Consider the following 21,482-nt stretch of genomic DNA (forward strand, 5'->3'; position numbering starts at 1 on the left):
CATCGCCCCGTCGGAGAGAAGTCGTGAGCGAAGCGAGTGGGTGAGGGGGCGTCGCGCCGAAGATTGCTCCATCCGGGCATTTCGACGTGGACTGCGAGGACAACCTCGGTCCGCGCCTTGACGCGGCGGCGCTGGTCTGCGACCCCGACCGCCTCACGAGCCCGCTTTTGCCTACCTCGACACTTGGTCAGGATCCGACGATGAACGCACGCCCCGATCCGAACGCCGACATCGCCTCCACGGGCGTGGCCGGCGAAGAGCTGAAGCAGTTCATCGAGCGCATCGAGCGTCTCGAGGAGGAGAAGGCCGGCATTGCGGACGACATCAAGGAGGTGTTCGGCGAGCTCAAGGGCCGCGGCTTCGACACCAAGATCGTCCGCAAGATCGTCGCCCTCCGCAAGCAGGACGCCAACGAGCGCCAGGAGCAGGAGGCGATCCTCGAGCTTTATATGCAGGCTCTGGGAATGCAGTGAGGGGCCTGACCCCGAACCGAGCCTGATTGGCTCGGTCGCCTCCCGTGTCCGGCCTCGGCTGGAGCCCCAGAGCCAGACGCCCGAGAAACGAAAAAGCCCCGGTCCGAGCCGGGGCTTTTTGCATCTGTGTTCCGCTGAGCGTCAGCCGTGGGAAGACGCCGACGCGTAGGCCGCGGCCGGCATGAAGGACTGCGTCCGCAGCAGCATGACCGAGGAGCCCGAGAAGCGGTCGGTGCGGGCGCCGTGGGTGGGGTCGCCGTTGAAGCCGCCGACGAGCGCCGCGTTCGGGGCGACCATCAGCGAGGCGACATGGAACTGGTCGGGATGGACCATCACCGCCTGGCGGGCGGCCGGCACCGGGCTTGCGGCGGCGCGGAGCGTCGTCGTGTCCATACGGGCCGTCACCATGCCCTCGGGCGCCGAGAGCGTCGCCCGACGCTTCTGCGGCGCGGCGGCGGCGGCGTAGACCGCAGCCGGCGTCGCATAAGGCGACAGGACGCGGACGTTCGGGTCGGTCGGCGCGGTCGCCGAGACGCGCGTCTGCGGCGCTACGGCGGGACGGGTCGACGCCGGCGAGGTCGACGGCAGCTCGATCTGCGGATCCGCGTAGGCCATTCTCATCTCGCCGGCCGACGCGCTCTTCTTGGAGGTGAAGGCGTCCGGCAGGCGCGGGAAGGTCCCGGCCTCGGCCTGATAGGCGCTGGCGACCTGCGGATCGATCTTGCGCAGCCTGGAGGACGAGCCCTCGGCGCTCGAGGGCGCCGGCAGCGCGGCGAGGACCGCGACGGCGCTTTCCGTCGGCCGCGGCCGCGGCGTGGGAACGTTGGAGGCGGCGGCGAGGCCGGCGCTGGTCGGATTCTGGCCGACCGGCTGAGCTCCGGCCTGCCAGACCATGTCGGGGCCGGCGTCCGCGGCCGGCGGAGTCTCGATCGAGGCGAGCTCGTAGGCCGGCGCGGACGGCGGCAGCGGCACAGGCTTGGCCGCGACCACGGCCGGCGCGACCGGCGGCAGCGGGATGTTGGCGGCGGCGACCTGCATCGGCGCCTCGACGGCGGCGCGGGCGGGGCCCACGGGCGGCAGCGGGATCGACGCCGCGGCGACCGCGACCTCGGCCGGAGCGCTGCGAATCATGTCGGACGGACGCGCCATCGGCACCGGAACGCGAATCGTCGCGACCTTGGTGGCGGGGATCGCGGCGGTCGATTCCTCGTCGTCGCCGCCACGAGACGGGGCGGAGGAGGCTGCGGCGCGGGCGGGGGCCGCGGAGGCCACCACGGTCTCGGCGTCGTCGCCCTCGTCGCCGCCGCCGAAGAGACGTGCGAAGAAGCCCTTGCCGGTGCTGCGCGAGGCGTAGGCGTCCTGGACCGAGACGGAGCCGCGCGCCTTCAGCTCGGCCATCGCCACCTGGTAGCCGGGCAGCGGCTTGCCGTCGGCCGGCACATGGACGGTCTTGCCGTCCGGGAACAGTTTGACGAGCTGGGTGCGCGTCATCCGCGGCCAGGCTCGGACGTTGCCGGCGTCGAGATGCACGAAGGGACGGCCGGAGGTCGGATAGAAGCCGACGCCGCCGCGCTGCAGCCGCATCCCGGCCTCGCGCACCGCCGATACCGGCACGCCGGTGATGTAGAAGTCCATCGCGCGGCCGAGCATGTGCTGGCTGAACTTCGCGACGCCCTGGGAATGCGAGCGGAGATAGGCGTTCGTCTCGGGGGAGCGATAGGACGAGACGATGTTGATCATCCCGCCGCGGCCGACCTGACGGTGGACCTCCCAGACGATGTCGAACAGCCGCGGCTCCATCCGCGTCTGCTTGTCGTTGCGCCAGTCGCGCAGGAAATAGCTGAGTTGTTTCAGACCTTCGGCGTCGTAACGGCCGTCACGCTTGAAGGTGATGGTCGTCGTGTCGCCGCGGTGCGTGTGGTACAGCGTCAGGCTGCGGGTGTCGCCGTTCGCCTGAGCGTTCTCGGTGGCCTCGGAACCCACGAAGACTGCGAGGGTTCCCAGGAGGACTGCCCCAGCGCGGCGAGAGAAGAAACGCGCGGCGGGACGTCGTGACGAGCGGGTTTCGAACAATGATCCGTCCTGACGCTTAGAAGACCACCGGCCTCCGTCGCCGCGTGAGCGCGACGACTTGACGATTGATCAACAAAGTCTCAGCGAGGGTGGTTAACATGCGGTGACTAACCGCGAAGAAACAACCCCCGATCCCCCGAACCGTGACTTGGTAGCCGTGGGAGACGGAAAACGCCAGCGCGAAATTGTCGTGTTGAGGCAAAAAGGCGATAGCGTTCTTTTTATCGCCGCAATTGCTCCAGGGCCTCAATAGCGGGAATCACCGAAGATCCGCGCCAGCCAGTTGGCCGGGCCGGGCCGTTGCTGCACCGGGGGAGGCGGCGCCGCGGTCGCCGTCTGGGCGCCGGGGGCCGGCTTCGGGCGGGGCTTCGCCGCGATGCGCGGCAACGCCTCGACGGGGATCGGAGGCAGCGGTTCGCCGCGGAGCGCCGCGTTCAGCCGTCCGTCGATGCCGTAGAGGTCGTTGCGCGCCTGCAGCTTGCCGCCGTCGTCGACCCATCCCGTGAAATAGGTGAGATAAACCGGAATCGTCGTCGAGAGCGGAACGCCCCGCTCCTTGCCGCCGATCATCGTCTTCAGCTTGTCGCCGCTCCAGCCCTGGTCGCCCGACAGCGCGTCGGCGAATTCAAGCGGCTTGTCGACGCGGACGCAGCCATGGCTCATCGCGCGGTCCGACCTCGCGAACAGGCTGCGCGACGGGGTGTCGTGCAGGTAGACCGCGTGGCTGTTCGGGAACAGGAACTTGATATGACCGAGCGCGTTGCGCTCGCCCGGCGCCTGGCGGATCCGCATCTTGCCGGCGCGCACGCTCTCCCAGTCGATCGAGCCTGCGTCCACGACCTTGCCGCGGCTGTCGACGACTTCGAAGCCGCGCAGCGAGCCCTGGCTGAGCTCCTTGATCGCGATCGAGACAGGCACGTTCCAGTAGGGGTTCACGACGATCTGGTTGATCGCGCTCGACAGCAGCGGCGTCTGGTTGCTCGCCTTGCCGATGATGACGCGGGTGTCGTAGGTCGAACGCCCGTCCTGCATCACGTGGAGCTCGAAGGCCGGCAGGTCGACGAACACATATTTCGCGCCGAGCTCGCGCGGCATCCAGCGCCAGCGCTCCATGTTCGCGACGATCAGCGTGGTGTCGTCCTGCGGACGGGCGTTGGCGTTCAGCGCGCGCACCGTCTGGCGATTGACGAGGCCCGAGGCGCCGATCTTGGCGCCTTTCTGGAAGGCGATGACGGCGTCGGCGAGCTCGGTGTCGTAATAGAAGTCGTCCTCGCCGCCGGTGAGGCCGAGCCGGGTTCTCAGCGTGGGAACGCGCGGATCCTCGTCGCCGGGCTGCAGCAGCTTGCCGAAGCCGATCTGCGGATGCTCGACGCGGTCGCCGCGTGAGGCGCGCGCCTCGACCAGCAGCTTGCGCAGCGCCTGGAACTGGGGGTGCTGCGGGTTGAAGCCGTCGAGCGTCGCGGCGACGTCGTTCGCGCCGTCGAGCGAGGCGAGCGCGGCGGTCGCGTCGAAGGCGTCGGGGCGCGAGGAGATCGAGGGGCTGACGGAGCCCGGCGCGACGCGTCCGCCCCACGCCTCGCGGGCGTAAGCCAGGGCTGCGGCGGAGAGCTGGATCTCGGCGCGCGCGGCGCCGGCTGCGTCCTCGGGGTTCGAGGGGACGTCGGGAAGCCTGAAGCGGCCGGCGTCCAGTCCGTCGTCCGCGGCGGCGGCGATCCGCGCCTTGGCGGCCTCGGCCTTCGGGGTGAAGCGGCCGTCGGCGACCCACAGCGGCGCGCCCTGGCGCGCGACGTAGAAGGCCTGCAGCGTCGCGCGGTCGGCGGGCGACAGCTTGAGACCGCTGGCGGCGCCCGGCGCGGCGAACAGATCGGCGATCGCGGCCGGAACCGGCCCCGCGGCCTTCATGGCGTCGATCGGGGCGGCCTCGGCCGAGCCGGGCGCCGGCGCAGGCGCCTGCTGGGCCGCAGGCGCGGCCGGTTCTGTCGTCGGCGGGGTCTCGGCGTCGATCGAGCCGGTCGCGTCCCGTCCGCCCGGCGATATGTTGAAGTCGCGGTCGCCGACCTGCGGCAGCGCGATGTCGGGGACGGGAATCGCGGTCTCGGCTTCGCCGGACGCGGCGCGGCCCGCGCCGCCGGCCGCGGCCGCCAGCGCGACCCCGAGCACGATTGCGGACGCCGAGCGGCGGAGCCCTGCGCGCCGGCTCAGCGGGCGCGCCATCGCAATGTTCGACATGGGCTCCAGTCCCTCTTCCAGCGTATGACGATGTGGCCGGCGGCCGCGCGATTCAACTACGGCGCCGAACACGATTCATTTATGCGACGGCTTCGTCAGGCTTCGTGTCTCTGCCGCCACATTCCTCATCGAGACCGAGTTCTTTCAGGCGGCGGTAGAGCGTCGACCGGCCGATGCCGAGTCGCCGCGCGACCTCCGTCATCTGCCCGCCGAGATGGCGTATGGCGTAGCGGATCGCGTCCGCCTCGAGCTGCTCGAGCGGGCGGATCTGGCCGTCGCTCGCGAACAGCGGCAGCGCCGGCACGTCGAGCCGCCGCTCAAGCTCGGGCTCTTCGAGATCGCGGGCGAGCGAGGGCAGGGGCTCGTCCTCGAAAGCGTCGGGCTCCTCGCCCATCAGCGCTGCGATATGCGGGAAATCGGCGGGCCGTAGCTCCGGCCGCTCGGCGAGCACCACGGCGCGGAACACGGCGTTTTCGAGCTGACGGACGTTGCCCGGCCAGTCGAAGCGCTCGAGCAGCGCGATCGCAGCCGGCGAAAGGCCTGTGACGGTGCGCCTCTCCTCCGCGGCGAAGCGGGTCAGGAAGCGGCGTGCAAGGTCGTTGACGTCGGCGCGGCGGGCGCGCAGCGGGGGCACCTTCACCGGAAAGACGCTCAGCCGATAGTACAGGTCCTCGCGGAAGGCTCCCTCGCGCACGCGCTGGAACAGGTCGCGGTTGGTGGCGGAGATGATGCGCAGGTCGACGCGAACGGGCCGCTTGGCGCCGACCGGATCGACTTCGCCCTCCTGCAGCGCCCGCAGCAGCTTCACCTGCGTGTCCTGGGGCAGTTCGCCGACCTCGTCGAGGAACAGCGTGCCGCCGTCGGCCTCCACGAATTTGCCGACATGGCGGTCGGTCGCGCCGGTGAAGGCGCCGCGCTCGTGCCCGAACAGGATGGACTCGACGAGGTTCTGCGGGATCGCCCCGCAATTGACGGTCACGAACGGCTTGCCGCCGCGCTCGCCGGAGCCCGCGATGGCGCGGGCGAACAGCTCCTTGCCCACGCCCGATTCGCCCTCGATCAGCACGGGGATGTTGGAGCCGGCGGCGCGCTCGCCCAATCGCACCGCCTCCGCCATCGCCGGCGCGCGGGTCGGCATGTCGCGGAAGGACAGGGTGCCCGCCTCGCGGCGGCCGATGCGGCGGATCTCGCCCTGCAGCGCATCCGTGCGCAGCGCGTTGCGGATCGAGACCTGCAGCCGCTCCGGTCCGACCGGCTTCACCACGAAGTCTGCGGCGCCCGCGCGCATCGCGCCGATCACGGCCTCGATGGAGCCGTTTGCGGTCTGCACGATGACGGGGGTTTCAAGGTTCAGCTCGCGCATCCGGGCGAGCACGCCGAGCCCGCCGAGCTCCGGCATCACGAGATCGAGGAACACGAGATCGTAGGCCGCGTCCGGCGCGGTCAGCGCCTCGATCGCGCCGACGCCGTCCTCGGCGGTGCGCGCCTCGTAGCCGAACCGGCGCAGCTGCGACTCGAGCAGGCGCCGTTGCACCGGATCGTCGTCGACGATGAGGATAACGGCGCTCATTCGGGACTTTCACTGGAGGCGCTGAACTCGGCCACCATCGCCCCGACACGGTAAACGGCGGTTTAAGTCGCCCGCGCATTTCCGCAGGGCTCCGTTGCAAGCCGCGTCGTCGCGGGGCGGCGTCCTCGGCCCTCTTCTCGCCAGGACGTTCAGCCCCGCTGTTGAACCTCCGGTGCGGCCTTGCGATAGGTTGGCGGCTGACCATCTCCGGTGGCGCAACCCCGCCGCCAAACAAGAAGAGCACGCCCCGTTGTCCCAAACCGCCGCCCTCGGAAACCTTCCTGTCTGGAACCTCGCCGATCTCTATTCCGGCGTCGACGCGCCGGAGATCGCGGCGGACCTCGCGCGCGCGGACGCCGACGCGCGCGCCTTCGAGGAGCGCTACAAGGGAAAGCTCGGCGAACTCGCGGCCTCCGGCGGCCTGATCTCAGCGGTCGAGGATTTCGAGGCGCTCGACGACCTGACCGGCCGGATCGCCTCGTTCGCCAGCCTGATCTATTCGCAGAACACCACAGATCCGACGGGCTCGAAGTTCTACGGCGACGTTCAGGAGAAGCTGACCGACGTCTGGTCGCACCTGCTGTTCTTCAGCCTGGAGATCAATCGGCTCGACGACGCGCTGATCGAGACGGCGATGGCCGAGCCGAAGCTCGGGCGCTACCGGCCGTTCCTCGAGGACGTCCGCAAGGAGCGGCCGCATCAGCTCGAAGACCGCGTCGAACTGCTGTTCCACGAGAAGTCGGTGACCGGCCGCGGCGCCTGGAACAGGCTTTATGACGAGACGCTGGCTGCGCTGCGCTTCGACGTCGACGGCGAGGCGATGACGCTTGAGCCGACGCTCAACATGCTCTCGGACCCCGACACCAAGGTCCGCGAGAAGGGCGCTCATGCGCTGGCGAAGACCTTCAAGGAGAACGTGCGGACCTTCGCGCTCGTCACCAACGTGCTCGCCAAGGACAAGGAGATCTCCGACCGCTGGCGGCATTTCGAGGACGTCGCGGACTCGCGCCATCTCGCCAACCGCGTCGAGCGCGAGGTGGTGGACGCGCTGGTCTCGGCGGTGCGCGACGCCTATCCGCGGCTGTCGCATCGCTATTACAAGCTGAAGGCCAAGTGGTTCGGCGTCGAGGCGCTGGACTTCTGGGACCGCAACGCGCCGCTGCCGACCGCGCCGACCCGCATCATCAGCTGGGACGAGGCCAAGGCCACGGTGCTCGGCGCCTATGGCGGCTTCGCGCCGGAGATGGCCGACATCGCGCGGCGGTTCTTCGACGAGAAGTGGATCGACGCGCCGTCGAGGCCGGGCAAGGCGCCGGGCGCCTTCGCGCACCCGACGGTGCCGTCGGCGCATCCGTATGTCCTGTTGAACTACCTGGGTCGCCCCCGCGATGTGATGACGCTCGCCCACGAACTCGGCCACGGCGTGCATCAGGTGCTCGCCGCCCCGAACGGCGCGCTGATGGCGCCGACGCCGCTGACGCTGGCCGAAACGGCGTCGGTGTTCGGCGAGATGCTGACCTTCCGCGCGTTGCTGAAGGGCACGACCGATCCCGTCCAGCGCAAGGCGATGCTCGCCTCCAAGGTCGAGGACATGCTGAACACGGTCGTCAGGCAGATCGCGTTCTACACCTTCGAGCGCCGGGTCCACGAGGAGCGCCGCAAGGGCGAAATCCCGGCCGACCGCCTGAACGAGATCTGGCTTGGCGTGCAGGGCGAGAGCCTCGGACCGTCGATCAGGCTGAACGACGGCTACGAGGTGTTCTGGACCTACATCCCGCACTTCATCCACTCGCCGTTCTACGTCTATGCCTACGCGTTCGGCGACTGCCTCGTGAACTCGCTCTATGCGGTCTACGAGGGCGCGGCGGACGGCTTCGCGGAGCGCTATTTCGCGCTGCTCTCGGCCGGCGGCACGAAGCACCACTCCGATCTGCTCGCGCCGTTCGGGCTCGACGCCGCCGATCCGGCCTTCTGGCAGACCGGTCTCGGCCTCATCGAGCGGATGATCTCCGAGCTCGAGGCGTTGGAGCAGTAACCGGCAACCCACGACGCGGCCTGTCCGAAGCGGACGAGCCGCGTCGTTTTGGCGATCCCATGGATGGCGCCGCTCTCTTGACTTCGGGCCAGTTTCGCAATTTGGCCTGATTCGTTGTCAAAGAGTAAAGACGAGGGTGCGACCCCGTCGTCGTGAGGCCTGAAGTCCATGTCCATCAATCACCGCGCGAGCGCTCTGCTCGGCGTGGCGGCGTCGGTTCTCGGCGGCGCCGCCTTCGCCGTCGCCGCTCCCGCGGACGTCCCCAGCGCGCCAGGCGCCGAACAGGCGACGGCGCTGGTGTCCGACGGCGTGCAGCCGAAGGCCGAGAGCGATCCGACCTGCCCGAAGATCGTGGTCGAACCGGACGGCGGCGTGTTTCCGCGCCGCGACGACGCCTACAAGGCGACAGTCGAGGGAATCGCTCGCGACTGCGCCGATCTCGGCGCCGAAACGATCCTCAAGGTCGCTGTGGTCGGGGAGGGGGAGCGCGACTCGAAGGACGGGCCGAGCTGGTTCAACGCGCCGCTTCGCCTCGCGGTAAAGGACGCCGAGGGCAAGCCGGTCGAGACCCGCAAGATGAAGGTCAGGGTGCAGTTGCCGACCGGCGTGCAGAAGGTGTCGTTCAACCACCTCGAGGAGAACGTCTCGCTGCCCCCGGTCGAGGGCGGCTACGCCAACTGGACGGTCGTGGTCGGCTTCGATCCCTCAGGCGGCGGCGCCGAACGCCCGGCGAAGGCGGTCCGGCGACAGGCGCCGCGCCGCGCCGCCGCGCGCGTGCGCGCTCCGGCCCCGCTGCCGCCGGTCGCGACCGGTGCGGCCGCGGTCATTAGGCCGGCGGCCGAGCCCGTCGCATCGACGACGATGTTCCAGAAACTCGCAGCCGACAGGACCGCCCGCCAGATCCGCGCGCGCGAGGCCCAGTCCCAGAAGGCGCGCCAGCAGCAGCTCGCCGCTCGCGTCCCGCAGGCGAGGCCCGCTGTGGCGCCGCGCCCGCAGTCCGCGTCGCCGCAGCCGCCGGCCCGGGTTCGCACCGCTTCGGAGTAAGGCGGCGTCCGGCGGCCGGAAATCTCCAGCCGCCCCGGTCGTTGCGCGGCTCTCCAACCACCGACGAAAAAGGCCGCCCGGAGGCGGCCTGATATCACGTCGTGACGCGCCGGCGGCGATCAGTTCAACTTGGCGCGGACCTCGCTTACGCCGCGCTCGAACAGCGAGTCGCCGAGCCCGTCCTTGACCTGGGCGCTCAGCACCCGCTCCGCGGCGGCGACGGCTGCGTCCGCCGCGGCTGCGCGGACTTCGGCGATCGCCTGGCTCTCGGCGAGCGCGATCTTCTGCTCGGCCGCCTTCGTGCGGCGCGCGACGAACTCCTCGGCCTTCGCCTTGGCGGCGAGGGCGAAGCCGGCGGCGTCCTTCCTGGCGTTCTCGACGATGACCTTGGCGTCCTGCTCGGCCTCTTCGCGCTTGCGCTTGTATTCGGCGAGCAGCTTCTGCGCCTCTTCACGCAGCGCGCGGGCGTGGTCGAGCTCGGCCTTGATCCTGGCCGCGCGCTGGTCGAGCGCTCCCGTGATCTTCTTGGGCACGCCGACATAGACGACGATGCCGAGGAAGATCACGAAGGCGACGGCGACCCAGAGTTCTGCGCTTCCCATCCCACGTCTCTCCGTCAGGCCGCGAGCGAGGCGTCGACCGCCTGCTCGATCTCGGGCGCCGCGGGCGCCTTGCCGGTCAGCCGCTCGACGATCGCCGAGCCGGCCTCGATCGCGATGCCGCGCACATTGCCGAGCGCGGCGGTCTTGGCCGCCGCGATCTGAGCGTCGGCCGTCTCGAGCTTGGCGTTGAGCTCGGCCTCGAGCTTGCGGCGCGCCTCGCCGGCTTCCGCGGTCGAGCGCTCATGCATCGCGGTCGCGATCGATTGAGCTTCGGCGCGGGCGTCCGCGAGCTCCTTCTCGTAGGCCTGGATCGCCGCGTCCGTCTCCTTCTTCAGCCGGTTGGCCTCGGAGATGTCGGCGGAGATCTTCTCCATCCGGCCTTCGATGATGTTCTGGACGCGCGGCAGCGCGACCGTCTTCATCAGCCAGTAGAGCGCCCCGAAGAAGATCGCGAGCCACAGCAGCTGGCCCGCGAAGGTCGAGGAGTTGAACGGCGGGAACGGCGCGCCGTGGCCCGCTCCATGCCCGCCGCCCGGCGCTTCCGTGCCGGCGGCGTGCGTCTCCGCAGGCGCGTGGTCCGCCTGGGCGAGCATGAAGGTCTGGCCGGCCGGGCCGACGCTCTCGGTCATCGCGATCTCCATGCGCTCGCGCGGGGCTCAGCGGAGCCCTGCGCAAGTCCTTTCGGGCTGATCAGACGGCGAACAGCAGGAGGAGCGCGACGAGCAGCGAGAAGATGCCGAGCGCTTCCGTCACCGCGAAGCCGAAGATCAGACGGGCGAACTGGCCGTCGGCGGCCGACGGGTTGCGCAGCGCGCCCGCGAGGTAGGCCGCGAAGATCTGGCCGACGCCGATGCCGGCGCCGGCGAGGCCGATGGTCGCGAGACCAGCGCCGATGTACTTGCCCATCTCTTCCATGGTGATGCTCCTTGAGACTTCTGTTCGTTCGTCGAAAAGGGTGAAGGCGTCCGCCTGGCCGGGACGGCTCGAGACCGTTCAGTGGCCGGGGTGAAGGGCGTCGTTGAGGTAGATGCAGGTCAGGATCGTGAACACGTAGGCCTGCAGGAAGGCGACGAGAAACTCGAGAGCCGTGATCGCGACCGCCATGAACAGCGGCAGGACGCCGACCGCGAGCCCGAGCGCGCCGAGGCTCGCCGACAGCATGGTCACGAAGCCCGCGAACACCTTCAGCGTGATGTGCCCGGCCAGCATGTTGGCGAACAGACGGACGCTGAGGCTGATCGGGCGCGACACGAAGGAGATCACCTCGATCAGCACCACGAGCGGCAGGATGTAGACCGGGATCCCGTGAGGCACGAACAGCTTCAGGAAGCCCACGCCGTTCTTCATGAAGCCGTAAATGATGACGGTGAGGATCACCGCCATCGCCAGCGCGAAGGTGACGATCAGGTGGCTCGCGACCGTGAAGGTGTACGGCACCAGCCCGATCAGGTTCGACACCAGGATGAACATGAACAGCGAGAACACGAAGGGGAAGAACCGCATCCCCTCGCGTCCGGTCGTCTGGTGCATGGTGTGCGAGACGAACTCGTAGGACATCTCGGCGAGCGACTGCCAGCGTCCCGGCACCAGCGTGCGCGCGGAGGTCGCGAGCAGCAGGAAGCCGGTCACCACGGCGACCGTCAGGCCCATATAGAAGGCGGAGTTCGTGAAGGCGAAGGTCCCGTCCCCGATCAGGGGGACGATCTGGAACTGGTGGATCGGATCGGTGTCGCCGGCCATCGTTCCCTTGGATCCTGTCTCGGCGCGCGCCATCCGGCGGCGCCGCCCTTGCTGCACAAACCCTGCGGATCGTTCGATCCGCCGGGATCAGTCACTTCCCGGCCCGGCCGACAGGCCCGCCGAGCGCATCACGTTCAGCACGCCGGCCGCAAAGCCGATCATCAGGAAGACGATGAGCCCCCACGGCTTCGTCCCCAGCACGTAGTCGAAGGCCCAGCCCACGAGCGCGCCGGCGACGACGCCGGCGACGAACTCCGAACTCAGCCTGAGCGCACGCGCAAGACCCGCGGCGTCGGATCGCGTTTTCCGCTCTCCGGCGTCTTGGGCCGCGCCTGCATCCGAGCGCTGCGTCAGCTCACGGCCGAGGCGGTCGAGCCGCCCCGAGAGATCGCCTTCGCCTTCCGGCGCCGGGCCTCCCGAATGTCCGTCTGAGCCTTGCGTCATGTCGCGTCAGCCTTCCGGACCTCCGGAGCCGCCGACGCCCCCTGAAACCGCGGGCACCCTATTTTTTGCGTCCGGGCCTGTCAAGGTTCCGCCGCAAAGTAGTAAGTCCTTGATAAGAAAGACAAATCTGCCGTGATTTGGGCGTTTCGAGGATGCGCCCGCTCACGATGTCGTCGATCGTGGCTCAAACGGCCGGGAATCGCGGCCGCCCCGCCTCTATACCGCCTCGGCAAGCCGCTCGGCGGTCTGGAGGTCGACCGACACGAGCTGGCTGACGCCGCGCTCCACCATGGTGACGCCGAGCAGGCGATCCATTCGCGCCATCGTGATCGGGTTGTGCGTGATCGTGAGGAAGCGCGTGGTCGTGGTCCGCGCCATCTCGGCGAGCAAGGCGCAGAATCGCTCGACATTGGCGTCGTCGAGCGGCGCGTCGACCTCGTCGAGCACGCAGACCGGCGCGGGATTGGTGAGGAACACCGCGAAGACCAGAGCGAGCGCTGCAAGCGCCTGCTCGCCGCCCGAGAGAAGGGAGAGCGTCTGGGGCTTCTTGCCCGGGGGCTTGGCGATGATCTCGAGCCCGGCCTCGAGCGGATCGTCGGACTCGACCAGCTCCAGCCGCGCCTCTCCGCCCTCGAAGAGGGTCTCGAACAGGCGGCGGAAATGTCCGTCGACCACCTCGAAGGCGGCGAGCAGGCGGTTGCGGCCCTCCTGGTTGAGCGAGCGGACGGCCGCGCGCAGCCGGGCGATCGCCTCAGTCAGGTCCTCGCGCTCGGCGATCAGCGTGTTCCGGCTGGTCTCGGCCTCCTCCAGATCCTGCTCGGCGCGCAGGTTGACGGGCCCAAGCCGCTCGCGCGCGGCGATCGCGCGCGCGAGCCGCTCCTCGACCGCCTCGACCGGCTGGCGGGGAACGTCGGCGAGCTGACCCGCGAGTTCGGCGGGCGTCAGGCCCCGCGCCTCCATGATGCGCTCCGCCGATTCCGCGGACCTTTCACGGGCCGCCTCCAGCCTCGCGCCGGCGCGGGCGGTCTCCTCGCGGGTTTCGCTCAAGCGATCGAGCGCCGCACGGCCGGCCTTGCCGTCCTCGCGATGCGCAGCTTCCGCAACCGCGAGGGCGTCGGCGGCTGCGCGCGACTTCGTCTCGGCTTCGCCGAGCGCGCCCTTCAGCAGCCGGCGCTTCTCGGCGAGTTCGTCCGGCCGCTCGCTCAGCGCCTCGCGCTCGTCCGTCACCTCGATGCGGCGGGCGGAAAGGTCGGCGAGCCGGGCCGCCGCCCCTTCCTTGCGGCGCGTCCAGGAGGCGACGCCGCCGGCGAGCTCCTCGCGCCGCGCGACGCGGCGTCGGGCTTCCGCCGCCATGGCCTCGACCTCGGCGCGCCGCGCCGCGGCCTCGCGCCGGGCGTCGGCGACCGCGGCCTTGAGCGCTGCGAACGCCGCCTCGTCCTGCGGGGCGGGGAGGCGGGCGATCGCGTCTCGCGCAGCTTCGGCTGTGGTCTTTGCGGCGACGCGCTGAGCGGCGACGCGGTTCGCCGCCTCCTCGACCGCCGAGCGGCGCGCCGCGACTTTCGCCCCTGCGCGCTCGGCCGCCGCGTGAGCCTCGCGAGAGGCGTCCGCCGCCTGACGAGCGGCCTTCGCAGCGTCTCGCGCGGACTTTTCGGCGGCGGCCGCCACCGTCGCCCGGCTGCGCGCGGCGTCGACGATCTCGCGCAGCCGCAACGCCTCGCCGCGGGCCTCCAGCGCCTCGCGCTCGACCGCCCCCAGCCGGTTCTTCTCGGTCAGCCTTCGGGCGGCCGGCGTCGGCGCGTCGGCCGCGAGCGTCAGGCCGTCCCAGCGCCAGAGATCGCCCTCGCGGCTGACCAGCCGCTGTCCTGGCGCGAGAGACGCGCGCAGCCGTTCACCGTCAGCGCGCTCGACGACGCCGATCTGCTCGAGCCTCCGCTTCAGTTCGGGCGGAGCGACGACATGCGCGCTCAAAGGCCGCGCGCCGTCAGGCAACGCGGTATCGGACGCGCCGGGGACCACGGTCCAGCGGGCGGACGAGCGCGGATCGATCGCGGCGTCGAGATCGTCGCCGAGCGCGGCGCCGAGGGCGGTCTCGAAGCCGGGATCGACCAGCAACAGGTCGACAACCGGCGGATAGACCCGCGCGCCGTCCGTGGCGAGCAGCTTGGAGAGCGTCCGCGCCTCGGTGGTGAGCCGTTCGGCGAGGGCGTTGGATTGGGCCGCCGGCGCGCGGGCCGCCTGCTCGGCGTTGCGTGCGGCGGCATGGGCCGCCTCCGCCTCTTCCGCCGCGCGCTCGGCCTCCGCGAGCCGCGCCCGGTCGGCTTCCGCGCGCCGGCCGAGTTCGGCGACATCGCCCTCGCGGGCGGCTTCGGCCTCCAGCCGGCGCGCTTCGGTCTCGATCTCGCGGGTCTCGCGTTCGAGCGAGGCGACGAGGCGCGAGGCCTCGTCCAGCCGGCGCTCGAGGTCGCGGCGTTCGGCCGTGCGGGCGGCCTGCGCCTCGTTCGCCCTCGCAAGCTCGGCTTCGGCCGCGGCAGTCGCCGCCTCGGCGGCCGCAAGCCGCGCCGCGGCCTCTGCGCCATCGCCGACGTCTTGCTCGGGCTGGAGCGCCGTAAGCTCGCGCTCCAGCGCGTCGAGCGTGGTCGCGGCGTCGGCCGCCAGGGCCTGCTCGCGGGCGAAGTCGCCGTCGATCTGGACGAGCCGGTCGGCAAGCTCCTTCAGCCGGGCGCGGGCGCGGGTCTCCTCGCCCTCGAGCGCGCCGGCCTCCTGAACCAGACGGCGAAGGCCGGCCTCCGCCTCGGTCGCGGCGAGGCGCGCCTGCTCCAGCACATGGGCGGCGACCGCCGCCGCGCGCGCCGCCTCGCCCTGAACGCGCATGGCTTCGGCGACGGACGCCAGCGCCGCCGCTTCCGCCTGTTCCGCCGCCAGCACGCCGGAGGCCGCGGTTTCGTGGCGCATCAGCAGGGAGAGGCCTTCCGCCGCGCGGATCTCGTCGCTCAAGCTCCGGTAGCGCTCGGCGCCGCGCGCCTGTTTGCGCAGCGTGTCGGCGCGGTCGGCGAGCTGCCCGAGCACATCCTCGACGCGAGTGAGGTTCTGCTCGGCGCCGGTGAGGCGCATCTCCGCCTCGCGCCGGCGGGCGTGCAGCCCGGCGACGCCCGCCGCCTCCTCCAGGATGCGGCGGCGCTGCTCGGGCTTGGCGTTGATGATCTCGCCGACGCGGCCCTGGCCGACCAGCGCCGGCGAACGCGGCCCGGAGGAGGCGTCGGCGAACAGCAGCTGCACGTCGCGGGCGCGGGCCTCGCGGCCGTTGATGCGGTAGAGCGAGCCGAGCCCGCGCGAGATCTTGCGGCTGACCTCGATCTCCGGCGAATCGTTGAAGGCTTCCGGCGCGGTGCGCGCGGAATTGTCGAGGGTGAGCGAGACTTCGGCGTGGTTGCGGGCGGGGCGGCCGCCGGAGCCGCCGAAGATGACGTCGTCCATGCCGGAGGCGCGCAGGCTCTTGAACGAGCTCTCGCCCATCACCCAGCGCAGCGCCTCGACGAGGTTCGACTTGCCGCAGCCGTTCGGGCCGACGATGCCGGTCAGCCCGGGCTCGATCGGCGCCTCAGTGGCGTCGACGAAGGTCTTGAAGCCGGAGAGACGGAGCCGGGTGAAGTTCACGGGCTGGCCCCCGTCCCGGCGCTTCGCGTCGCTACCGTTGCGGCGCGGCGGGCATGGCCGCCGCCCGACGCGGCGCAGGCAGGCTCAAGGCCTGCGAAGATCTCAGGCCTTTTCGAGCAGCGGCTGCAGGATCTTCTCGAGGTCGGCAAATTCGATGGCCCCCCGGTAGATCTTCCCGTTGATGAAGAAGGTCGGCGTCGAATTCACCCCGAACTTCTCGACTGCGCGCTCACGCACTGCGTTCACACCGTCGAGCAGCTCCTGATTCGTCAAGCAGGCCTGAAAGCTCTCCTGTGTGAAACCCATCTGCTTGGCGAGCGCCTGAAGGCCCTCGACCGGCTTGTCGGCGTAGGCCCACTGCTTCTGTTCCTTGAACAGCAGGTCGACGACCGGGAAGAATTTGTCGTCCCCCGCGCAGCGGGCGATCATGAAGCCGGCGGCGGCGAGCGGATCGAGCGGGAACTCGCGCAGGATGAATTTCACCTTGCCGGCGTCGATGTACTGCTCCTTCAGCTTCGGGAAGGTGTCGGCGGCAAAATGGGCGCAGTGCCCGCAAGTCATCGAGGCGTATTCGATGATCGTGACCGGCGCGTCGGCCTTGCCCTCGACCTTGTCGCCGAGAGGGCCGGCGACCGCGAGCTCCTGCGGATCGGGCGCCTGGGCGGAGGCCTCGGAGACGAAGCCGAACGGACGCAGCAGCGACATCGCCGCAAAGCCCGCGGCGGACAAAGCGGCGGTTTCCAGAAGACGGCGGCGGGTCAGCGTCACGGGCGGTTCCTCAGGCGTCGCGGGCCGCGTGTGCGCGGCCTCGTGAGAAGGCGGCCGCAAACCTCGCGGCATCCGCCTCTATTCGCAAGCGGATTGTGGCGTCAAAAAGTTGCAGGCCCGGTCGAGCCGATCACGGCCGCTCCATCCGACCCTTGGCGAGCGCCGCCTGTCCAAGCCGCTCGAGCGCGGACGCCAGCCCTTCCTCCTCTACGGACGCGGTGGCCGCGCGGACCCTGCGGGTCTCCTCGTCCGTCGCGGGAGGAGGCGGCTTCGGACCGGTCCGGGCGGCGCGATAGGACGCGGCCCCGCCCTGCCTGAGCTTCACCACGCCGACGCAGCGCCAGCCGAGATGGGCGTTGACGCGCTCCACAATCTCCGGCGCGCGGTGCTGGATCTCCAGCGCGAAAGCGCCCTCGACCCGCAGCGTCAGCGTCGAAAGCGGCGGCGGCTGGTCGGTTTCAGGGCCCTGGGGGCGGGGCGCCGCGAGCTTCACGGGCGCGGCGCACGCCGCGATCTCCGGGCCGACGATCGTCTCCCAGCGCGACACGATCTCGGCGCCGGCGAAGCCCTGGCGAGCGGCGGCCGGCCCGAGCGCCGCGGGCAACAGATCGGACAGGCGTTTGGCGCGTGACGGCTTGAGCATGGCGCTCCGGCGCTCGATATGGCGTACACGACCGGCGACGCCCGTCGCCTCTCTTCCAGGATTTCGAGTCTATCGCTTGGCCGCCGCCGCCGAAACCCTTCCAGACCCCGCCGCCCTTCTCGCCTGGTACGACCGCAACCGGCGGACGCTGCCGTGGCGGGCGTCTGCGGGCGAGGCCGCCGATCCCTATCGCGTCTGGCTGTCGGAAATCATGCTGCAGCAGACCACCGTGAAGGCGGCGGGGCCTTACTTCCTGCGCTTCCTGAAGAGCTTCCCGGACGTCGCGAAGCTCGCCGCCGCGCCGCTTGAGGACGTGCTGAAGCTCTGGGCGGGCCTCGGCTATTACTCCCGCGCGCGCAACCTGCACGCCTGCGCCAAGGCGGTGGCGGAGCGTTACCGCGGCCGATTTCCGGAGAGCGAGGGCGAGCTGCTCTCGCTGCCGGGGATCGGCGCCTATACGGCCGCCGCGATCTCCGCGATCGCCTTCGGCCGCAAGGCGACGGTGGTCGACGGAAACGTCGAGCGCGTCGTCTCGCGCCTGTTCGCGGTCGAGGCGCCGACGCCGGGCGCAAAGCCGCTGATCCGCAGGCTCGCGGCGTCGCTGTCGCCGCCCGGCCGTTGGGGCGACTTCGCGCAAGCGATGATGGATCTCGGCGCGACGATCTGCACGCCGCGGCGCCCGGCCTGCGCGCTCTGCCCGTGGTCAGGCCCTTGCGCGGCCCGCAAGGCCGGGACGCAGGAGCTCTATCCCCGCAAGGCGCCGAAGGCGGTCCGTCCCACGCGGCGCGGCGTCGCCTTCTGGGTCGAGCGCGAGGACGGGATGGCGCTGGTCCGCACCCGGCCCGAAAAGGGCCTGCTCGGCGGAATGACCGAAATTCCGACCGGGCGTTGGGCCGAAGACGTCGATCTCGACGCCACGCCCGCCGCGCTCGAGGCCGAGGCTCCGCTCGCGGCGCGCTGGAGCAGGGCGTCGGGCCTCGCGACCCATGTGTTCACGCATTTCGCGCTGGAGCTCGCGGTTCTGACGACGCGCGTTCCCGCGGCGACGGCTGCGCCCGACGGCGCGCGCTGGGTCCCGATCGCGACGCTCGACGGCGAGGCGATCCCCTCCGCCTTCCGCAAGGTCGTCATCCACGCCATCGGCGCCGCGCGCAGCGCCCCGCAGGCGCGATGACGGCTTCCGTCGCAGCGGCGCCGTCGCGCTCCGGTCTGCAACGCGCCCGCGTCGCGGTGACCGCGCTGATGTTCGTCACCGGCGCCGGCCTGGGCGTCTGGGCGGCGCATATTCCGTTGCTGAAGGCGGGGCTGGCGCTCGACGACGCCACGCTCGGGCTCGTGCTGCTCGCGATGGGCGTCGGGGCGGTCGCCTCGATGCCGGCGGCGGCGATGCTGATCCATCGCTTCGGCGCGGCGCCGGTCGCAACGTGCGCGGGAGCGAGCTTCGCCGCGGCGCTCGCCGCGCCGCCCTTTGCGCCGACGGCCCTGGCGCTTGCGGGCGCCGCGCTCGCCATCGGGCTTGCGGTCGGCGTCCTCGACATCTCGATGAACGCGCAGGCGGCCGCGGTCGAGCGCGCCTGGAGGCGGCCGATCATGTCGTCGGTCCACGCCTTCTTCAGCGTCGGCGGGCTCGCGGGCGGCGCCGCGGGCGCAGGGCTGATCGGGGCCGGCGCCGGCGCGCCCCTCGGCATGGGCCTGGTCGCAGCGGTCCTGATCTCGCTGGTCGTCGGAACGAGCCGATGGCTCGCTCTGGCGGGCGGCGAGCCGTCGACGGGGGAGCGCCCGTTCGGCCGGCCGAACGCCGCCGTCGTCGCGCTCGGCGCGCTGACGCTCTGCTCCTTCGTCTGCGAGGGCGGGCTGATGGAGTGGGGCGCGGTCTTCCTGCGCGACGCCGCGGGCGCCCCGCTTGCGGTCGCCGCCGGCGGATACGCCGCGTTCTCCGCCGCCATGACCGTCGGCCGTCTGCTCGGCGACCGCATCGTGGGAGGGCTCGGCGCCGGCCGCGCGATGCAGGCCTCCGGCGCGCTCGCGACGCTCGCGCTGGCGCTCGTCGTCGTGGCGCCCAATCCGTGGGTGGCCTATGCCGGCATCGCTCTCGCGGGCTTCGGCTTCGCCAACGTCGTCCCGATGCTGTTTTCGGCGGCGGGCCGCGTGGCCGGCGTGGCCCCGGCCGCCGCGCTCTCGATGATCGCGACGGTCGGCTATGGCGGGCAGCTGCTCGCGCCGCCCGGCGTCGGCTTCCTGGCGCATGCGTTCGGACTGCGCGTCGGCTTCCTCGTCTTCGTCGCCGCCGCCGCGGTGATCGCGGTCTTCGGCCGCCGCGTGGTCAGCCCGCCAGCGCGCCTTCCGCCCGGATGACGTCCCGGAAGGCGTCGATCGGCTTGAGGGTCCGCCCTTCGGCCACATGCCAGAAGGTCCACCCGTTGCAGGCCTCGCGGCCCTGCACGATCGCGCCGATGCGGTGGATCGAGCCGATCACGGCGCCGAAGCCGAGCGTGCCGTCGGCGCGCACGATCGCCTCGTGGCGGCCGCGCTCGTCGGTCAGCCGGGTTCCCGGCGGGACGAGTCCGCGCTCGACCACCGTGGCGAAGGCGACGCGCGCCGCCTCGCGCTTCGCCGGGGCCTGGGCGATCGACTCCTCGCTTTCCGGCACGACCGCTGCGATGCGGGCGGTCGCGGCGGCCGCGTAGTCGCGGTCGCGCTCGACGCCGATGAAATGGCGGCCCAGGCGCTTCGCCACGGCGCCGGTCGTGCCGGAGCCGAAGAACGGGTCGAGCACCACGTCGCCGGGCTTCGAGGCCGACAGCAGCACGCGCGCGAGCAGCGCTTCCGGCTTCTGGGTCGGGTGCGCCTTGCGGCCGTCCAGACCCTTGAGGCGTTCAGCCCCCGAGCAGATCGGGAACAGCCAGTCGGAGCGCGGCTGAAGATCCTCGTTTCCCGCCTTCAGCGCCTCGTAATTGAAGGTGTAGCCCTTGGCGTCCGCGCCGCGCGACGCCCAGATCATCGTCTCGTGGGCGTTGGTGAAGCGGCGGCCCCGAAAGTTCGGCATCGGGTTGGTCTTGCGCCACACCACGTCGTTCAGGATCCAGTAGCCGAGGTCCTGAAGGCTGGCGCCGACGCGGAAGATGTTGTGGTAGCTGCCGATCACCCACAGCGTGCCGGTCGGCTTGAGCACGCGGCGGACCGCGAGCAGCCAGGCGCGGGTGAAGGCGTCATAGGCCTGGAAGCTCTCGAACTGGTCCCAGGCGTCGTCGACCGCGTCGACCAGGCTTTGATCCGGCCGGCGCAGATCGCCCTGGAGCTGGAGATTGTAGGGCGGATCGGCGAAGACGAGGTCGACGGACGCCGCCGGCAGCTTCTCGAGTTCGGCGATGCAATCCCCGAGCAGGATCGTGTCGAGGGGGAGCGATGGAGCATCGATCCGGGCGGCGAGAGCCGCGCCGTTACGCTGGAACGCCATGAAATGAATCCGTCCTGCTTAACGCTTCTGACAGGTCGGATTCTTGGTTCGGTAACGTAAAGTCGGGGTTAGGAAACGCGGTTAACGGAACGCTTACGCCGCAAGCAGCGCTGCGATCGGGGCGAACTTCCGCCGGTGGTGGGAGCAGGGGCCGACCGCGGCGAGCGCCGCGAGATGCTCCGGCGTGCCGTAACCCATGTGCCGCTCGAAGCCATAGGCCGGAAAGCATTCGCCGAGCCGCGCCATCATCCGGTCGCGCACGACCTTGGCGACGATGGAGGCGGCCGCGATCGACTGCACCAGCGCGTCGCCCCCGATCACGGGCTCGGCCCGGCAGGCGAGGCCGGGCGGCGCGTCGCGGCCGTCGACCAGCACGAGATCAGGCCGCACGCCGAGGCTCGCGACCGCGCGCGCCATCGCCCAGAGCGTCGCGCCGCGGATGTTGATGCGCTCGATCCGGTCGGTCGAGGCCGCGGTGAAGGCGACTGCTGAGGTCGCCATGATCTCGATGAACAGCTCCTCGCGGCGAACGGCGCTGAGCATCTTTGAGTCTGCGAGGCCCTTCGGGACGTGGCGTGGGTCCAAGACGACCGCCGCCGCCACCACTGGCCCTGCAAGCGGGCCGCGGCCGGCCTCGTCGACGCCCGCGACGCAACGCGCGCCGGCCTTCATCGCGTCGCGTTCGCGCTTGAAGCTCGCGACGGGCTTGGGCGGTGCGACGGGTTTCGAGACCATCGGCCGATCATCGAT

18 protein-coding genes are annotated in these 21,482 nt (G+C 70.9%); 5 read left to right on the forward strand and 13 right to left on the reverse strand.

What is annotated here, in order from left to right; translation table 11 throughout:
* Positions 1 to 200 precede the first annotated feature (200 nt).
* Positions 201 to 473: a DUF2312 domain-containing protein gene (locus PKE75_RS07020; RefSeq protein WP_271168003.1), complete on the forward strand. Its 273-nt coding sequence runs from the start codon at positions 201 to 203 to the stop codon at positions 471 to 473.
* Positions 474 to 614: 141 nt separating this feature from the next.
* On the opposite strand, the gene PKE75_RS07025 is transcribed toward PKE75_RS07020, so the two are convergent.
* From PKE75_RS07025 to PKE75_RS07035, 3 genes are all read right to left on the reverse strand, one after another.
* Complete coding sequence (locus tag PKE75_RS07025) at positions 615 to 2,456, reverse strand: peptidoglycan L,D-endopeptidase MepK (RefSeq protein ID WP_271168004.1); 1,842 nt, start codon at positions 2,454 to 2,456, stop codon at positions 615 to 617.
* 336 nt (positions 2,457 to 2,792) lie between these two features.
* Entirely contained in the window at positions 2,793 to 4,775 is a 1,983-nt protein-coding gene (locus tag PKE75_RS07030; protein WP_271168005.1) for a L,D-transpeptidase family protein, read from the reverse strand.
* Between the two features lie 79 nt (positions 4,776 to 4,854).
* Positions 4,855 to 6,345, reverse strand: a complete 1,491-nt coding sequence (locus tag PKE75_RS07035; RefSeq protein WP_271168006.1) for a sigma-54-dependent transcriptional regulator — start codon at positions 6,343 to 6,345, stop codon at positions 4,855 to 4,857.
* Positions 6,346 to 6,595: 250 nt separating this feature from the next.
* Between PKE75_RS07035 and PKE75_RS07040 the strand changes: the two genes are divergently transcribed.
* Both PKE75_RS07040 and PKE75_RS07045 read left to right on the forward strand, forming a co-directional pair.
* Positions 6,596 to 8,380, forward strand: coding sequence for a M3 family oligoendopeptidase (locus PKE75_RS07040; protein ID WP_271168007.1), 1,785 nt, complete (start codon positions 6,596 to 6,598; stop codon positions 8,378 to 8,380).
* A gap of 168 nt (positions 8,381 to 8,548) precedes the next feature.
* Complete coding sequence (locus tag PKE75_RS07045) at positions 8,549 to 9,424, forward strand: hypothetical protein (RefSeq protein WP_271168008.1); 876 nt, start codon at positions 8,549 to 8,551, stop codon at positions 9,422 to 9,424.
* A gap of 119 nt (positions 9,425 to 9,543) precedes the next feature.
* Here PKE75_RS07045 and PKE75_RS07050 read toward each other — a convergent pair whose 3' ends face one another.
* The 8 genes from PKE75_RS07050 to PKE75_RS07085 all read right to left on the reverse strand — a co-directional run bounded on the left by PKE75_RS07050 (position 9,544) and on the right by PKE75_RS07085 (position 17,275).
* On the reverse strand, positions 9,544 to 10,026 hold the full coding sequence (locus tag PKE75_RS07050) for a F0F1 ATP synthase subunit B family protein (RefSeq protein ID WP_271168009.1): 483 nt from the start codon (positions 10,024 to 10,026) through the stop codon (positions 9,544 to 9,546).
* 14 nt (positions 10,027 to 10,040) lie between these two features.
* Positions 10,041 to 10,655: a F0F1 ATP synthase subunit B family protein gene (locus PKE75_RS07055; RefSeq protein WP_271168010.1), complete on the reverse strand. Its 615-nt coding sequence runs from the start codon at positions 10,653 to 10,655 to the stop codon at positions 10,041 to 10,043.
* 61 nt (positions 10,656 to 10,716) lie between these two features.
* Positions 10,717 to 10,941 (reverse strand): F0F1 ATP synthase subunit C, encoded by a 225-nt coding sequence (locus PKE75_RS07060; RefSeq protein WP_271168011.1) that lies wholly within the window; start codon positions 10,939 to 10,941, stop codon positions 10,717 to 10,719.
* Positions 10,942 to 11,019: 78 nt separating this feature from the next.
* A complete protein-coding gene (locus PKE75_RS07065) occupies positions 11,020 to 11,766 on the reverse strand; it encodes a F0F1 ATP synthase subunit A (RefSeq protein ID WP_271168012.1) in 747 nt (248 codons plus the stop codon).
* 87 nt (positions 11,767 to 11,853) lie between these two features.
* On the reverse strand, positions 11,854 to 12,210 hold the full coding sequence (locus PKE75_RS07070) for an AtpZ/AtpI family protein (RefSeq protein WP_271168013.1): 357 nt from the start codon (positions 12,208 to 12,210) through the stop codon (positions 11,854 to 11,856).
* A gap of 216 nt (positions 12,211 to 12,426) precedes the next feature.
* Positions 12,427 to 15,864, reverse strand: a complete 3,438-nt coding sequence (gene smc / locus PKE75_RS07075; RefSeq protein WP_271168014.1) for a chromosome segregation protein SMC — start codon at positions 15,862 to 15,864, stop codon at positions 12,427 to 12,429.
* 102 nt (positions 15,865 to 15,966) lie between these two features.
* On the reverse strand, positions 15,967 to 16,632 hold the full coding sequence (locus tag PKE75_RS07080) for a DsbA family protein (RefSeq protein ID WP_271168015.1): 666 nt from the start codon (positions 16,630 to 16,632) through the stop codon (positions 15,967 to 15,969).
* Between the two features lie 130 nt (positions 16,633 to 16,762).
* The gene (locus tag PKE75_RS07085) at positions 16,763 to 17,275 is read right to left on the reverse strand and encodes a DUF721 domain-containing protein (protein WP_271168016.1); all 513 of its coding nucleotides are present in this window, start codon (positions 17,273 to 17,275) and stop codon (positions 16,763 to 16,765) included.
* Positions 17,276 to 17,351: 76 nt separating this feature from the next.
* Here PKE75_RS07085 and mutY point away from each other — a divergent pair, with 76 nt between their 5' ends.
* On the forward strand, positions 17,352 to 18,449 hold the full coding sequence (mutY, locus tag PKE75_RS07090; RefSeq protein ID WP_271168017.1) for an A/G-specific adenine glycosylase: 1,098 nt from the start codon (positions 17,352 to 17,354) through the stop codon (positions 18,447 to 18,449).
* Positions 18,446 to 19,630: an MFS transporter gene (locus PKE75_RS07095; protein WP_271168018.1), complete on the forward strand. Its 1,185-nt coding sequence runs from the start codon at positions 18,446 to 18,448 to the stop codon at positions 19,628 to 19,630. The genes mutY and PKE75_RS07095 overlap by 4 nt, the downstream gene beginning before the upstream one ends.
* On the opposite strand, the gene PKE75_RS07100 is transcribed toward PKE75_RS07095, so the two are convergent.
* Positions 19,599 to 20,732 carry a site-specific DNA-methyltransferase gene (locus tag PKE75_RS07100; protein ID WP_271168019.1) on the reverse strand — a complete coding sequence of 378 codons (1,134 nt, stop codon included), beginning with the start codon at positions 20,730 to 20,732 and terminating at the stop codon, positions 19,599 to 19,601. The two genes, PKE75_RS07095 and PKE75_RS07100, sit on opposite strands and share 32 nt — an antisense overlap.
* Positions 20,733 to 20,825: 93 nt before the next feature.
* The gene (gene rnhB / locus PKE75_RS07105) at positions 20,826 to 21,467 is read right to left on the reverse strand and encodes a ribonuclease HII (RefSeq protein WP_271168020.1); all 642 of its coding nucleotides are present in this window, start codon (positions 21,465 to 21,467) and stop codon (positions 20,826 to 20,828) included.
* Positions 21,468 to 21,482 lie beyond the last annotated feature (15 nt).

The organism is Hansschlegelia plantiphila (assembly GCF_027922265.1).
GTDB classification, from domain to species: domain Bacteria; phylum Pseudomonadota; class Alphaproteobacteria; order Rhizobiales; family Methylopilaceae; genus Methylopila; species Methylopila plantiphila.